The sequence below is a fragment of the Streptomyces kaniharaensis genome (genome assembly GCF_009569385.1).
GTDB lineage: Bacteria > Actinomycetota > Actinomycetes > Streptomycetales > Streptomycetaceae > Kitasatospora > Kitasatospora kaniharaensis.
Map to the genome: position 1 here is coordinate 5,605,175 of NZ_WBOF01000001.1, position 14,011 is coordinate 5,619,185.

Consider the following 14,011-nt stretch of genomic DNA (forward strand, 5'->3'; position numbering starts at 1 on the left):
CCTTCCGGCTCGACTCCCGTGATCACGCGTGATCATTTCTCCGGACGACACCGACAGATACCCTCATGGTTCCGTCTGCACGCCAATATTGACTCGGTGTCAGTACTGCGGGCAGTATCCGAGTCGATGGGTCGCTCACCCCGGCGACGAAAGAGAGGCCAGCGCCTGTGCCGCCTCCCAGGCCATCCGCTGGTCGTGCCGCCCGGTCGCGCCGCGCAGGCGGCCGACGCCTTCCGACGCCGCCAGCGCCAGCAGGCCCGGCAGGAGATCCGTGCTGCGGGCGGCCACCCAGCGGGTGCCCCGGGTGGCCATCCACCACAGGTCGGCGGCCCGGCCCGGCGGGCGCTCGGCCGGTACGTGGTCGCCCGGCGCGGGGCCGAGCGGGCGGCCGGCGGTGGCGAGCAGTTCGTGGAAGCGGTGGGCGATCAGGCGGTGGCCCTCGGCACTGGGGTGCAGCCGGTCCGCGCTGAGCAGCCGCCGCTCCTCGTGCCACGGTAGCTCGGCGATGTGCAGGTGGACCGCCCGGTGGCGCGCGGTGAGCGCGTGCACGACGGTGTTCACCGCGCGCATCCGCCGCGCCAGCGGCCGGGCGAGCGGTGCCGGGAGCCGGAGGAGTGCGCCGGGATCGGGGAGGCAGGCCGTCAGCAACTGGGCGCCGTGGGCGGACAGTTCGCCGAGCGTGGCGTCCAGCTCCCGGGTGGTGCGGCGGATGTCGAACCCGGCTCGCAGGGTGTCGTTCCCGCCGACCACCACTGCGGCCAGCTCCGGCCGCTGCGCCAGCGCGGCCGGCAACTGGCTTGTCGTCAGATCAACTGTCAGGGCGCCGCTTCGCGCGAGGTTGGTGAACTCGACGCCCGTCCCCTCCGGCGCCAGTGACCGGGCCAGGACGGCGGCCCACCCGCGCCAGCCGTCCGCGACCGGGTCCCCGACCCCCTCCGTGAGCGAGTCGCCGAGCGCCACGAACCGCACCGGCTCGCCCGTCGCCCACCGGCCGTCCGCCGCCCGCAGACCGCCCGCCGCCGACCGACCGTCCCCCGATCGCTCGTCGTCCGCCGCCCGTTCACGCCCGGTGTCGAGCACGCTCATCGCAACCATCCTTCACCGGAACCGAGTTCGCGACCCGGTGAGCCGCCCCGGACGTCGCCCCGTGAGCCATCCCCTGCGCCGCCCCGTGCGCCGCCAGGAACGCCGCCACCGCCGCCGGCCACCCGTACCGCTCGGCCTGCGCCCGGGAGGCGGCCCGCCGCGCCTCCTCCGGTCGAGCCAGCAACTCCCGTACCGCAGCAGCGAATCCGGCCCCCGTGTCGGCGGCGGCCACTCCGGCGAGCCCGATCAGCCCCGGCAGCGCCGAGGACCGGCTCACCGCCACCGGCGTTCCGCATGCGAGGGCCTCCATGGCCGCCAGCCCGAAGGTCTCCACCGGTCCGGGCGCGAGCGCCACGTCCGCGCAGCCCAGCAGCCGGGCCAGCGCCTCCCGCCGGTTCACGTGCCCGAGGAAGCGCACCGGCAGCCGCAGCCGCTCGGCCCGGGCCGCCATCCGTTCCCGGAGCGGCCCCGCGCCGGCGACGACCAGGACCGCGGGCAGCCCCCGCGCCCGCAGGTCGGCCAGCGCCTCGATCGCCCGCTCCGGCCGCTTCTCCGCCGAGAGCCGGGAACCGAGGACGAGCAGCACCTGCCCCGGTTCGGCGTACCGCGCCCGCTCGCATGCCCGCGCGGGCGCCGGCAGGGGGCGCAGGGCGTCCAGGTCCACGCCGAGCGGTGCCCGCGCCAGGTTGGGCACGCCGAGGCGCCGGAACTCGGCCGCCGCCCAGTCGGTCGTGCAGACCACCGTGTCGTACGCCCGCGCGGTCGCCGCGTTGAGCCGGTCGGCGGCCAACGCGGCGAGCGGACCCGGCACGCCCCGGGTGCCGAGCACCCCGGCGGCGCTCTCGTGCGACACCATCACCGACCGGACGCCGTGCCGCCGCGCCCAGTCGCCCGTCCAGCGGAGCGTGGTGCGGTCGGACACCTCCAGCCGGTCCGGCGACAGCCGGGTCAGCTCGGCCGCCACCGCCCGCCGGTCGATGAGCAGCCGGTACCCGCCGCTGCCCGGCAGCACCGGCCCGGGCAGGGTGACGACCAGGCCCTGTTCGGTCTCCTGCTCGCGGCGCCGGTCGCCGGGGACGATCAGCACCGGTCGGTGCCCGGCCGCCAGGTACCCGGCGCCCAGATGCCGCAGCGCGGTCCGCAGCCCGCCCGAGACCGGGGTGACGAAGTTCGCGAGCCGCACGATCCGCAGCGGCCCGCTCCCCGATGCGGCCGTCATGCCGACAGCTCCTCGGGGACGGCGGCCGGTGCGACCGGCGCCGGGGGAGTGGCCGTCGGCGGCATCGGGACCCCGTGGTGCTCCGCCAGCACCTCCGCGTAGTGCCGCAGCAGGAGGTCCCCGACCGCCTCCCAGGTCCGGGCGGTCACCTCGGCCCGTCCGGCCCGCCCGTACGCGGCCCGCAGCTCGGCGTCGGCGGCCAGCGCCTCCACCGCCCGGGCCACCGCCGCGCCGTCCCGGGGCGGCACCAGCAGGCCCGTCCGGTGGTGCGCGACCAGGTCCAGCGGGCCGCCGGCGGCCGGGCCGATCACCGGCACGCCGCTCGCCATCGCCTCCTGGATGGTCTGGCAGAAGGTCTCCAACGGGCCGGTGTGCACGAACACGTCCAGCGTCGCGAAGCAGCGCGCCAGCTCCTCACCCGTCCGGCGGCCGAGGAACACGGCGCTGGGCATCGCGGCCTTCAGCCCGGGTGCCGACGGCCCGTCGCCGATGACCACCAACCGCACCCCGGGCAGCGCCGAGGCGGCGGTCAGCAGGTCCACCCGCTTCTCCGGCGCCAGCCGCCCCACGTACCCGACCAGCACCTCCCCGCCCGGCGCCAGCGCCCGGTGCAGCGCCTCGTCCCGGTGTCGCGGATGGAACCGCACCGAGTCCACGCCGCGCGGCCACAGCTGCACCCGGGGCACCCCGTGCGCGGTCAGGTCCTGCGCGGCGGGTGTCGACGGCGCCAGCGTCCGGGCGGCGGCCCGGTGCACCGTCCGGATCCGGTGCCAGGCGGCGGCCTCCCCGAGCCCCCGCCCGGCCCGGTAGGCGTGCGCGTACCCGGCCAGGTCCGTCTGGTACACGGCCACGGCCGGCACCCCCAGCCGCGCCGCCACCTGCATCCCGCGCGCCCCCAGGACGAACGGGCTGGCCAGATGCACGATGTCGGGCCGATGCGCGGCGACGGCGGCGGTCAGCTGCCGGCTCGGCAGCGCGATCCGCACCTGCGGATACCCCGGCAGCGGCACGGACGGGATCCGCACCACGCGCAGCTGCGCGGCATCGGCGCCGGTTCCGAACGTGTGCGGCGGGCACTCGGCACCGCGCGCGGGGGCGGGGGTGATGACGAGGGGTTGATAGCCCCGGTGGACCAGATGCTCGGCCGTCCGCAGCACGCTGTGGGCGACTCCGTTGACCTCGGGCGGAAACGACTCGGTGACGATGACGACGCGCATGCCAGTGTTGTGACCGCGCCCGGCGTGCGCCCGGCCAAAGGGATCTTTCGTACGAACGAACGCGGGTCGGCGATTTGCATCACCGACCCGCGAGCCGTACCCGGCAGCCTCACATCGATCCGGCTGCCGCCTCCTTCAGCTCCGCGTACGGCGCGAGCTTGCGGATGGACTCGATGCTCTTGATGCAGTCGTCCCGGCTCTCCTGCGGATCGCCCGTCACGACGATCGACCCGTTGCTCGCCTTGAGCCGGAACCGGTGCATCCCGCTCTCGTCCGTGTACAGCTCGAACTTCCCTGCCATGGCAGTCCTGCCCTCTCGTCAAGTGACCCCCTCGCACCGCACCGTAGGCCCAAATCCCGTCCGCTGCATGCCAGATGGGCCATCCGGGTCGACGCGCGCACGGACCGACGACGGATCGCCAGGGCGTCGATCCCGGCCGGGAAGGCGGCCCGCTCGACACTCAGCGTGATCCTCACGGAAAGTGATGATGCCGCAGACCGACTCGGCCGCGGCCGACCAGGGTGGCGGGACACCGGGGCGGCTTCTAGCGTGGAGGAAAAGGGATCTCCGGTCTCCTTCGGTCGCGGATCACGGATACCGTCCGGACAGGCAAGGGAATCGGAACCCACCCCGCACACCGACGTCCCCATCGTGGACGCGGCCGTGTGCGACCCGATGCGTATTCCGCTGTCGGCGCCCGAGGAGAGACCATGGCTCACGTCCTGGTGGCCGATGACGACACCGACATCCGCGACCTGGTGGTCTACAAGCTGACCCGGACCGGCCATCAGGTCACCGCGGTCGAGGACGGCCTGGCCGCGCTCACGGCGGCCCACGACGACGACACGGTGGATCTCGTCCTTCTCGACATCCGCATGCCCAAGATGTCCGGCCTGGACGTCTGCCGCGCGCTGCGGGCCGAGCCCGGGACGCAGTCCCTCCCGGTGATCCTGCTGACCGCCCGCTCCCAGGAGGGCGACATCGAGACCGGTTTCGCGGCCGGAGCGGACGACTACATCACCAAGCCGTTCAGCCCACGGGAGTTGAGCAGCCGGGTGCAGGCCGTTCTGGCCAGGGTCAAACGATGATCAGCTCGCGGTTGCTCGCCGACGGCATGGCAGCCGTGGCCGCCTTCGGGCTTCTGGTGACGGTTCTGATCGTCGGCATGCGCCTGCTGCGCGCGATCACGCGGCGTCGCAGGGAGCGGGCCGCCGAGCCGCTGCGCGCCCTGCTGCTCGATGCCCTGTGTGCGGACGACGACGACTCGGCCGAAGCCCTGCGGTCGCTGTCCACTCTTGGTGAGCGCAGGTGGAGGACTCTGGAGCCGACGGCGCGCGCGATGCTCGCCAAGGTCAGTGGACAGGCCCGGTCGAGCCTGGTGGAGTTGTTCGAGCGCCGCGGCATCGCGGACCGCGCTCTCGCGGACCTGCGGAGCATCCGTCTGGTCAAACGGGGCCGGGCGGCGGAGGTGCTCGGCCAGCTGCGCTACCGCCCGGCGGCCCCGGCGCTGTGCCGCCTGCTGACCGACCGTGACGTGGAGGTCCGGCTGGTCGCCGTCCGTGCGCTGGGGCGGGTGGGGGACCTGACGGTGATTCCCGCGTTGCTGGCCTGCCTGCACGGCCCCCGCTCGGTGCCGCCGGCCGCCGTGGTGCGGGCGTTGACCGGGTTCGGCCCCGGCGCGCAGGACCTGACCGCCGCCGGGCTGAGCGATCCGGTTCCTCTGGTGCGGGCCGTGGCGATCGAGGTGCTGGGCGCCACCGGCGCGGTCCAGTGGACGCCCCGGATCGCCACCGCGCTCGTCGACGACCCCCATCCCGAAGTGCAGATCAGGGCCGCCCGGGCCCTCGGCGCGCTCGGAATGCCGGAAGGAGTCGACCCTCTGCTGGAAGCCATCGACGTGGGCCGACCGGAGGCGTTGCGGATCGTGGCGGCCGGGGCGCTGGGAAGCCTCGGTACGGCGGACGTCGCCCCCGTGATGGTGAAGCTGCTCGACGACCCGGTGCACCGCCTCGGCGCCACCGCCGGACAGGCCCTGCTCCAGCTCGGCGACGCCGGCCGCGCAGAGCTGGAGGCCGCCGTCAACGGCTTCCTCGGCGACCGGGCCGCCGCCCAGGCACGGGCCGTACTCGCCGAGGCGGCCGTGCGCGGGGACGTGGCCCGTCCCCGGGAAGCGGACGCAGAGCCGTGACCGGCGCGTCTGCGGCCGCCCCGCAGGACCTGCTGCACCAGGTGATCGCCCTCTGCGACGTCGTGATCATGGTGTACTTCCTCGCCATCAACACCTTCAACCTGGTACTGATCGGCCTCTCCTGCGGCGAACTCGTCCGGCACGCGCGCCGAGCGCCGTTCGCCGGCTACGACGACATCGTCTCCAGCCCGTTCACCCCGCCGGTGTCCCTCCTGGTCCCGGCGCACAACGAGGAGGCCGGAATCGTCGAGGCGGTGGATGCCATGCTCCTGCTGCACCATCCGTGCTTCGAGGTGGTCGTCATCGACGACGGGTCCACCGACGGCAGCGTGGACCGGCTGTGCGAGGCGTTCGACCTCGTCGAGGTGCCGTTCGTGGTGCCCGATGACGTCCCGGTGCGCGGCGCCGTGGAGGCCGTCTACATCTCCCGGGGCGGGCCCGTGCCGCTGCGGGTGGTGCACAAGGCCAACGGCGGCAAGGCGGATGCCCTCAACGTCGGCATCAACGTGGCCCGGTACCCGCTGCTGTGCATGGTGGACGCCGACTCCCTCATCGACTCGCAGGCCCTGCTCGCCGTCTCCAAGCCCTTCGCCGACGATCCGCTGCGGGTCGTCGCCTGCGGGGGAGTCGTGGCCGTCGCGAACGGCTGCACCGTCGCCGCCGGCCGCGTCGTCAGGGTGCGGATGCCCCGGAAACTCCTGCCGCGGATCCAGGTCGTGGAGTACCTGCGCGCGTTCCTGCTCGGCCGCCTCGGCTGGTCGAGGGTCGGCGGCCTGCTGGTGATCTCGGGTGCGTTCGGGCTGTTCCGGCGCGAGGCCGTCATCGCGGTCGGCGGGATGGACCCGGACTGCATCGGCGAGGACGCGGAGTTGGTCGTCCGGCTCCACCGGCACCTGCGCGAACAGGGGAGCGACTACCGGATCGTCTTCGTCGGCGAGCCGATCTCCTGGAGCGAGGCCCCCACGACGCTGTCGTTGCTCGGGCGGCAGCGCCGGCGCTGGCAACGCGGTCTCACCGAGATCCTCCTCAAGCACCGGCAGGCGATCGGCAACGCCCGCTACGGCCGCGTCGGCCTGGTGGCCCTGCCCTTCTACGTCCTGTTCGAACTGCTCGCACCGGTCGTCGAGGTGGCCGGCGTGGTCCTGATGCCGCTCGGCCTGCTGCTCGGCGCCGTGGACGTGTCGTTCATGTGGCGCTTCCTGCTCGTCGCGTACGGCTACGCGCTGGTGGTGAGCCTGCTGGCGCTCGTCGCGGAGGAGTACGCCTTCCACCGTTACCCCCGGTGGCAGGACACCGGGGCCGCGCTCGTCGGGGCGGTCGCCGAGAACCTCGGTTACCGTCAGTTCACCGCCTGGTGGCGGTTGCGCGGCACGTGGGAGGGCGTGCGCCGCTCCCCGCAGGAGTGGGGCACCATGACGCGCCAGGGCTTCGCCGACCAATCGAAGGCAGGGAGGTGACTCCCCGTGAGCATCCGTCCCGAGGAGAAGCCGCCGGTCGTCCGCAGCCTCGGCCTGCGCTTCGGGCTGCTGGCGGCACTCATCGTGCTGGTCGGCTCGGCCGGGGTGGCCGGTGCCGTGCGCGACGGTTCGGACGAGATCGTCGGCGCCGTGATCGCCGCCCTCGTCGTGGCGGCCGTGGTGACGGCGTTGACCATCACCGTCCGTACCGCCCGAGCCGTCACCGGCCCGCTCGCGGACGTCGAGGCGGCGCTCGGTCGGCTCGCCCGCGCGGAGCACCCGACGACCCGTGTGCGGCCGAGGGGACCGGCCGAGATCCAGGCGATCGCCCGGTCGGCCAACGCCGTCGCCGACGAGACCGACCGGATGCGTGATCGCGAGAGTGAACGCGCCCGCCTGGCGGCCGCAGCGCGCGAGGCGGGCATCGCCATCCGCTCCGGCCTCGACGTCGACCAGATCCTCGACCGCGCCGCCACGGGAATCGGCCAGGCGCTGCGCGCGGACGGGGTCATCCTCTTCCTCGCCGGGGACGACAGCTCCACCGCCCCCGCCGCGAGGGCCTGGAGCGCGAAGCACGGCAGCCTGCCTGCGCACGAGGTGCGCGGGCTGCCTCCGCTGCCGGCGGACATGGTCCACGACCACCATGCTCGCGGGACGAGTTGGTACGTCGACGACGTCCGCAGGTTCGTCGCCGACGGCGAACCGGTGCCCGGCGCCCCCGGCTCCTTCGGCCGCACCGGCCTGCCCGCACGGCTCCGCGACACGCTGGCGGCGATGCGGGCCGTCTCCGTCCTGGCGGTGGCGTTCGGGCCCCCCGGGAAGCCGATGGGGGAGGTCGTCCTGGTCCGCGAGACCCCCGGGGACGTCTGGCGGCCGGCCGAGATCGAGGCCACCGAGCCGATCGTCGCCGGCCTCGGCCGGGCCCTGCAGCAGGCCCGGGTCCACCGTCAGGAGACCGCCGTGGTCGAGCGGCTCCGTGCCCTGGACAAGACCAGGAACGACTTCCTGTCCAACGTCTCCCACGAACTCAGGACCCCTCTGACCAGCATCGGCGGCTACGTCGAGCTGCTGCAGGACGAGAGTGGGCCGCTCTCGGACGACCAGCGGCACATGCTGACCGTGGTGGGCCGCAACGTCGTCAGGCTGACCGAACTGATCGAGGACCTGCTCACCATCTCGCGGATCGAGTCCGGGTCGTTCACCTCCGACAGGCGGCCGGTCGACGTGCGGCGCCTCGCCGAGGTGGCCGTCGACATGGCGACGCCCGCGGCCTCGGCGGCCGCGATCACCCTCGAGGGCGACTGCGGAGAGGAACCCGTCCTCGTCCTCGGCGACCACGACCAGTTGGACCGGGCCCTGAGGAACCTGGTGTCCAACGCCATCAAGTTCACCCCGAGCGGCGGGAAGGTGACCGTCGGCGCCGCCCTGCACCGCGGCCAGGTGCGGCTCAGGGTCAGCGACACCGGCATCGGCATCCCCGAGAACGACCAGAAGGACCTGTTCAACCGCTTCTTCCGCGCCTCGAACGCCGTCGACCTCTCCATCCCCGGTACCGGACTGGGGCTTGCCATCGTCCACGCCATCGTGGCGAATCACGGCGGCACGCTGGAGGTCCACTCCCGGGAGAACGAAGGCACCACGATCACCGCGGACCTTCCGCCGCTCGACCGTCGGAGCTGACACCGCAGCACGAGGCTCAGTGCGCCCGGCTCTTCGGCAGACCGGACTTGGACCACGGGCGGTAAGCGGCGCCTTGGAGTAGCTTGCAGCAGCTCGGAGTAGCCCGGAGTGCTCGGCGTTGCGAAGGTTCATAGCATTCCGTGCAGAGACATTCTTCTGGTGCGGGTGCCAGGGGCCACTGATTCCGGAGCCTCCCCGGCCGGCTGCGCCTACGCTTCGTCATCGATGCAGCTTGGAGCACGCCCCGTGCTGTCCACCTATCGCCGGCTGTTCGCCCCGCCCGGAACCTTCGCCTTCTCCGCCACCGGCTTCGTCGCCCGGATGCCCCTGGCGATGACCGGCGTGGGCATCGTGACCATGCTGTCCCAGGTGCGTGGCGGGTACCGGCTGGCGGGTGCGGTCGCCGCCACCGTCGCGTTGGCCACCGCGGCGCTCGGTCCGCTGGTCGGCCGGCTGGTCGACCGCCACGGTCAGCGCCGGGTCGCGCTGCCCGCGACGGCCATGAGCGTCACGGCCCTGGGCGTGCTCGTGCTGTTGGCCCGCCTGGACGCACCGGCCTGGACCCTGTTCGTCCCGGCGATCGCGGCGGGCTGCGCACCGAGCATGGGCGCGCTGGTCAGGGCCCGCTGGGCGGAGATCTATCGGGGCCAGCCGCTCCTGCACGTCGCCTACTCGCTGGAGTCGGTACTCGATGAGGTGATCTTCATCATCGGTCCGATCCTCGCGGTCGGGCTGTCCACCGAGGGGTTCCCCGAAGCGGGACCGTTGCTGGCCATGTGCCTGCTGGCGGTCGGAGTGGTGCTCTTCTCCCGCCAGCGGCGTACCGAACCGCCCCCGCACCCCGCCGCGCCGCACCTGAGGGGCACCGCGCTTCGAACCCGTGGGCTCGGTGTCCTGACGCTGGATTTCGTGGCGGTCGGTGCGATCTTCGGATCGGTCGACGTCGCGACGGTGGCGTTCGCCGGCGAGCACCACCACAAGGCGTACGCCAGCGTGCTCCTCGCTCTCTACGCGCTCGGCTCGTTCGTGGCGGGACTGGGCTTCGGCGCGATGACTCTGCGCAGCCCGCTCTCCAGGCAGTTCCTCGTCGGCGTCATGACGATGACGGCGAGCGTGGTCACCTTGGAGTTCGTTCCGAACCCGGCGGTGCTGGCGGGAGCGCTCCTCGTCTCCGGGATGTCCATCGCCCCGACCATCATCACCGCCATGGGGCTGGTGGAACGCCTGGTCCCGGCCGCACAGCTGACCGAGGGCATCACCTGGACCGTCACCGGACTGGCGGTCGGCACGGCGTTGGGCTCTTCGAGTGCGGGCTGGGTGGTGGACGCGGCCGGGGCCTCGAGGGGTTACGGCGTGACGGCCGCAGCCGGGCTGCTCGCCACCGCCATCGCGCTGCTGGGCATGAACCGGCTGCGCCCCGCTACGAAGCCGTCGGCAGCCGACGCCGCCGTGGACGGACGCGTGGATGAGGCGCTGGGCGAGTCCCAGGGCTCGCCGGGCAATCGCGGAGGCTCATGACGGGCCGCCCCGATCCCGTGCAGGGGGGCGGCCCGTGGAGGTGGCGGCTGTGGCTACTGGGAAGCGCTCCTGCTCCAGTTCCCCAGGTGGTCGGCGTTCGGCGCCAGGACGAAGGATTCGGCCCGGTCGGCGGCGAGCGGACGAGCGAACAGGAAGCCCTGGCCGAGCGGGCAGCCCATGGACAGCAGCAGTTCCAGCTGGTTCTGGTTCTCGATTCCCTCCGCGATCACCTTGACCCCGAGGGTGTCGGCGAGGTGGACGATGCCCTCGACGAGGGCGTACTGCTGCGGGGAGCGCCCGAGTTCGTCGATGAACGACTTGTCGATCTTGAGGAGCGAGATCGGGAAGTCGCGCAGGTAGCTCAGCGACGAGTAGCCCGTTCCGAAGTCGTCGATCGCGATACGGACGCCGAGGTCGGTGATGGCCCGCATGTCGGCCAGGACACGGTCGTCATGGCGCATCAGGACGCTCTCCGTGAGTTCGAGAACCAGGGAGGACGGCGGGAGCTGGGACGCGTCGAGAACCTGGCGGACCCGGTCGACGAACCCCTCGTCCCTGAACTGCCGTGGAGACACGTTCACGCTCATGTACGGCGAGTGGCGATCCGTCGCCCACGTGTCCGCCTGGACGAGGGTCTGCATCCGAATGGTCTCGGTCACCGCCTCGCTGAGCACCCAGGCGCCGAGGGGAATGATCCGGCCGCTCTCCTCGGCCAGGCTGATGAACTCCTCCGGAAGCACCACGCCACGCGTGGCGTGCGGCCAGCGGACCAACGCCTCGAATCCTGCGGCCGCCCCGCTGGCCAGGTCGACGATCGGCTGGTAGAGGACCGTGAACGACGTCTCTATCGGCGCCTGGTCCAGACTCTCCTGGAGTTCGTGCCGCTCCGCCATGCCTTCCTGCAGAGCCGGCCGGTAGCGGCGCCACTGGCGCTTTCCGGCGGTCTTCGCCTCGTAGAGGGCCAGATCGGCGTGTGCCAGCAGTTCGACCGCGTCGAAGCTGTCATCGGTCGTCGCGATGCCCACGCTGGCGTAGACGCTCACCTGGCCCACGCTGAGCCGGAACGGCTCGGCGAACACGCCCATCACGTGGTCGGCGAAGGTCTCGACGTCCGCCGGCGTCACCGAGTCCTCGACGAGCAGCGCGAACTCGTCACCGCCGATGCGCGCCGCCGTGTCGGACGCGCGGACCGTGGTCGACAGCCGCAGCGAGACGGCGACCAGCAGCTCGTCGCCGACGGCGTGCCCGTGGATGTCGTTCACGACCTTGAAGTCGTCCACGTCGACGAACAGGACACCGACGACCGTCCCCTCGCGCTGACTCTGCGCGAGCGCGTGGTTGATCCGGTCCTGGAACAGCAGCCGGTTCGCCATGCCGGTGAGCGAGTCGTGGAAGGCCCGGTGGGTGAGCTCGCGCTCCAGCGCGCGTTGCTCGGTGACGTCCCGGAGGGTGAGGACGAGTCCGCCGACCGTGGCCTCTTGCCGCAGGTCGCTGAACCTGACCTCCGCCTCGATGGTCGAGTGGTCCACGCGTACCATCTGCCAGGTCTCCCGCCGGTTGCGGTCGTTGCGCTGCCGCATCTGGGCGAGCGACTGGACGACGGCGCGGGAGTTCTGCGGAGGCACGAGGTCCGTCAGAAGCGTCTGCTCCATGTTGGGGTAGCCGAGCACCTGATCGGCCGAGGGGCTGGCGTAACGGATCCGGTCGGTTTCGTCGAGGATCAGGATGACGTCCGAGGCGTTCTGCACGAGGGTCCGGAAGTACGCCTCGCTGTTGCGCTTGGTGACCTCACGGCTCAGCTCGATCCGTTCGATCGCCAGGCCCGCCTGCGCGGCCAGCGTCTGCACGCTCTCCTGGACGACCAGGAGGTCCTGCTCGTCCCCGGTGACGTTCAGTGCCCCGAGGGCCGTGTCGCCGGCCTGGTGGTCCTGCAACGCGAACGGGCAGACCAGGACGCTCGGAGCTTCGGCGGGCTCCCCGGCGAGCTCGCCGCCGAGAGCGGTGCTGCTCACCAGTCGGCTGTCGCCGGCGTCCGTCAGCGCCCTCACGACGCCGGTGATCTCCGGTGGCGCCGGTCTGGCCCCGCCGCCGTCGGGCATCGCCACCAGGGTGTCGCCCCGCGGGAGGATCATGACGGTGTCGTGGCGTGCGGTGTCGCCGAGCAGTCTTGTGACGGCCGGGCGCACCGCCTCGACCACACCCGTGACCGAGGTGGCGGCACCGAGCGACGCCACCGCCTCGCGCAGGATCCGCTCACGGCGGACCGCCTGACGATGGGTCGCCGCCACGCCCGAGAGGCGTAGCAGGACAAGGAAGAACAGGGCGGCGGAGAACGCTCCGATGACCCCGGCGTTCTTGGTGTTCCCCCGGATCGCCTCGATGATCAGCATGCCCGGTGCGATCAGCGATGCCAGGGTGAGCAGGCCCAGTCGGCCGAGCGCGGTGTCCGGACGCCATCTGACCGGTTCGGTCAGCGTCACCATGGACGGATGCAGCGCCGCGGCTCCCCAGGCGACGTAGAACAGGGCCCAGCCGAGCTCCACCGGTCCGCCCGTCTCCCAGGTTCCGTGCAGCTGGATCAGTGCGTACAGCACGTCGGCCGTGAGAAGGCCGATGGTGCCCGCGGTGAGCAGCGCCAGTGAGACGCTCTTTCCACCGTGCGGAGCCAGCAGTCGGAGCAGCATGGCCAGCACCAGGATGTCTCCGAGCGGATAGGCGATGGCCACCGCCTTCTGGATCCAGGTGAGTTCGGCCAAGTGGGCATAAGGAATGATCACGTAGACCCAGGAGAGCAGTGCCAAACCGACCGTCAGGGTCAGCGCGTCGATGAGACTGGCACGGTCACGTCTGGCCGTACGCCACTTCACGAACCCCAACAGGCCTGCCGCGTACAGGGGGTAGGTCGCCAGGTAGAAGGCGTCGGACGCCGAGGGGAACGGGTTCGACTCGTGAAGGTACTGGATGAGGATGATCTGTGCCGCCTCACCCGCAGTGAACGTCAGGTTGGCCGCGGCCAGCAGCACCCAGGGCAACGGATGGGCGGGGCGGTTGCGGATGATGCCTCTGATGATTCCGGCGACTCCGGCCAGCCCGATTCCAACGAAGATCATCCGCTGGTCGGGGTATGCGTAGTAGACCGCGATCAGGGTGACCATCCCCGCGGTGAACCCCAGCATTTCGTACTGCCAGCGCCTGGTGGTGCTCAATCGCCTGGTGGTGCTCAATCCAGCCACCTCCCTGGGAAGCCCCGTGCCCGGAAGACGGCTGCAGCCCGGCGCGCCGCCGAGCAGCCCCGGAATGCAGACGTTTCCAGGTGCGCGGGAAGGATCTCGACGATGCCCTGGCCGGCGAACAGCAGCCCGGCGTCGGAATGCGATCACCAGGGTGATGCGGCAGAGCGGTTCATCATGGAACGGAGAATGGAATGGACACGGGGAGCCTGATGGGGCGGGACGGCCCCTGTGCTGTCGGGTCTCGGGGCCTCCCCCGACGCGAGGCCTCGGCTCAAGCGTATGTCCGGCTGCCCGATCACGCATTCGGCCGGTAGGGCGGGGGATGCGGACGCCGTGGACGCCGCCGAGTGGGCGTATCCGTCAGCCGTGCGGGGGATCGCCGGTGGCCGATCGTCCCACCCGACGACGAACG

The 14,011-nt window shown here is 72.2% G+C and carries 10 protein-coding genes; 5 read left to right on the forward strand and 5 right to left on the reverse strand.

Going from position 1 to position 14,011, the window contains the following annotated elements; genetic code table 11:
- Positions 1-135: 135 nt before the first annotated feature.
- The 4 genes from F7Q99_RS25065 to F7Q99_RS25080 form a co-directional block, all read right to left on the reverse strand.
- Positions 136-1,086: an SGNH/GDSL hydrolase family protein gene (locus tag F7Q99_RS25065; RefSeq protein ID WP_153464973.1), complete on the reverse strand. Its 951-nt coding sequence runs from the start codon at positions 1,084-1,086 to the stop codon at positions 136-138.
- Positions 1,061-2,305 carry a glycosyltransferase gene (locus tag F7Q99_RS25070; RefSeq protein WP_153464975.1) on the reverse strand — a complete coding sequence of 415 codons (1,245 nt, stop codon included), beginning with the start codon at positions 2,303-2,305 and terminating at the stop codon, positions 1,061-1,063. The genes F7Q99_RS25065 and F7Q99_RS25070 overlap by 26 nt, the downstream gene beginning before the upstream one ends.
- Entirely contained in the window at positions 2,302-3,522 is a 1,221-nt protein-coding gene (locus F7Q99_RS25075) for a glycosyltransferase family 4 protein (protein WP_153464977.1), read from the reverse strand. Before F7Q99_RS25075 ends, F7Q99_RS25070 begins: the two co-directional genes overlap by 4 nt.
- A 109-nt stretch (positions 3,523-3,631) precedes the next feature.
- Positions 3,632-3,823 (reverse strand): YegP family protein, encoded by a 192-nt coding sequence (locus F7Q99_RS25080; protein WP_153464979.1) that lies wholly within the window; start codon positions 3,821-3,823, stop codon positions 3,632-3,634.
- A 410-nt stretch (positions 3,824-4,233) separates the two neighbouring features.
- On the opposite strand from F7Q99_RS25080, the gene F7Q99_RS25085 reads away from it, so the two are divergent.
- The 5 genes from F7Q99_RS25085 to F7Q99_RS25105 all read left to right on the forward strand — a co-directional run bounded on the left by F7Q99_RS25085 (position 4,234) and on the right by F7Q99_RS25105 (position 10,366).
- Positions 4,234-4,611 carry a response regulator transcription factor gene (locus F7Q99_RS25085; RefSeq protein ID WP_153464981.1) on the forward strand — a complete coding sequence of 126 codons (378 nt, stop codon included), beginning with the start codon at positions 4,234-4,236 and terminating at the stop codon, positions 4,609-4,611.
- On the forward strand, positions 4,608-5,711 hold the full coding sequence (locus F7Q99_RS25090) for a HEAT repeat domain-containing protein (RefSeq protein WP_153464983.1): 1,104 nt from the start codon (positions 4,608-4,610) through the stop codon (positions 5,709-5,711). The genes F7Q99_RS25085 and F7Q99_RS25090 overlap by 4 nt, the downstream gene beginning before the upstream one ends.
- Positions 5,708-7,168, forward strand: coding sequence for a glycosyltransferase family 2 protein (locus tag F7Q99_RS25095; RefSeq protein WP_326847093.1), 1,461 nt, complete (start codon positions 5,708-5,710; stop codon positions 7,166-7,168). The genes F7Q99_RS25090 and F7Q99_RS25095 overlap by 4 nt, the downstream gene beginning before the upstream one ends.
- A 6-nt stretch (positions 7,169-7,174) precedes the next feature.
- Positions 7,175-8,848 (forward strand): sensor histidine kinase, encoded by a 1,674-nt coding sequence (locus F7Q99_RS43250; protein WP_153464985.1) that lies wholly within the window; start codon positions 7,175-7,177, stop codon positions 8,846-8,848.
- A gap of 246 nt (positions 8,849-9,094) precedes the next feature.
- Positions 9,095-10,366 (forward strand): MFS transporter, encoded by a 1,272-nt coding sequence (locus F7Q99_RS25105; protein WP_326847094.1) that lies wholly within the window; start codon positions 9,095-9,097, stop codon positions 10,364-10,366.
- A gap of 53 nt (positions 10,367-10,419) precedes the next feature.
- Here F7Q99_RS25105 and F7Q99_RS25110 read toward each other — a convergent pair whose 3' ends face one another.
- Positions 10,420-13,572, reverse strand: a complete 3,153-nt coding sequence (locus F7Q99_RS25110; RefSeq protein ID WP_195911163.1) for an EAL domain-containing protein — start codon at positions 13,570-13,572, stop codon at positions 10,420-10,422.
- Positions 13,573-14,011: the final 439 nt, after the last annotated feature.

What these genes read in the sequence shown, in the direction of transcription:
- F7Q99_RS25085 (WP_153464981.1), top strand. Translation starts at nt 4,234, where the DNA reads ATGGCTCACGTCCTGGTGGCCGATGACGACACCGACATCCGCGACCTG.
- F7Q99_RS25065 (WP_153464973.1), bottom strand. Translation starts at nt 1,086, where the DNA reads ATGAGCGTGCTCGACACCGGGCGTGAACGGGCGGCGGACGACGAGCGA.
- F7Q99_RS25070 (WP_153464975.1), bottom strand. Translation starts at nt 2,305, where the DNA reads ATGACGGCCGCATCGGGGAGCGGGCCGCTGCGGATCGTGCGGCTCGCG.
- F7Q99_RS25090 (WP_153464983.1), top strand. Translation starts at nt 4,608, where the DNA reads ATGATCAGCTCGCGGTTGCTCGCCGACGGCATGGCAGCCGTGGCCGCC.
- F7Q99_RS25075 (WP_153464977.1), bottom strand. Translation starts at nt 3,522, where the DNA reads ATGCGCGTCGTCATCGTCACCGAGTCGTTTCCGCCCGAGGTCAACGGA.
- F7Q99_RS25080 (WP_153464979.1), bottom strand. Translation starts at nt 3,823, where the DNA reads ATGGCAGGGAAGTTCGAGCTGTACACGGACGAGAGCGGGATGCACCGG.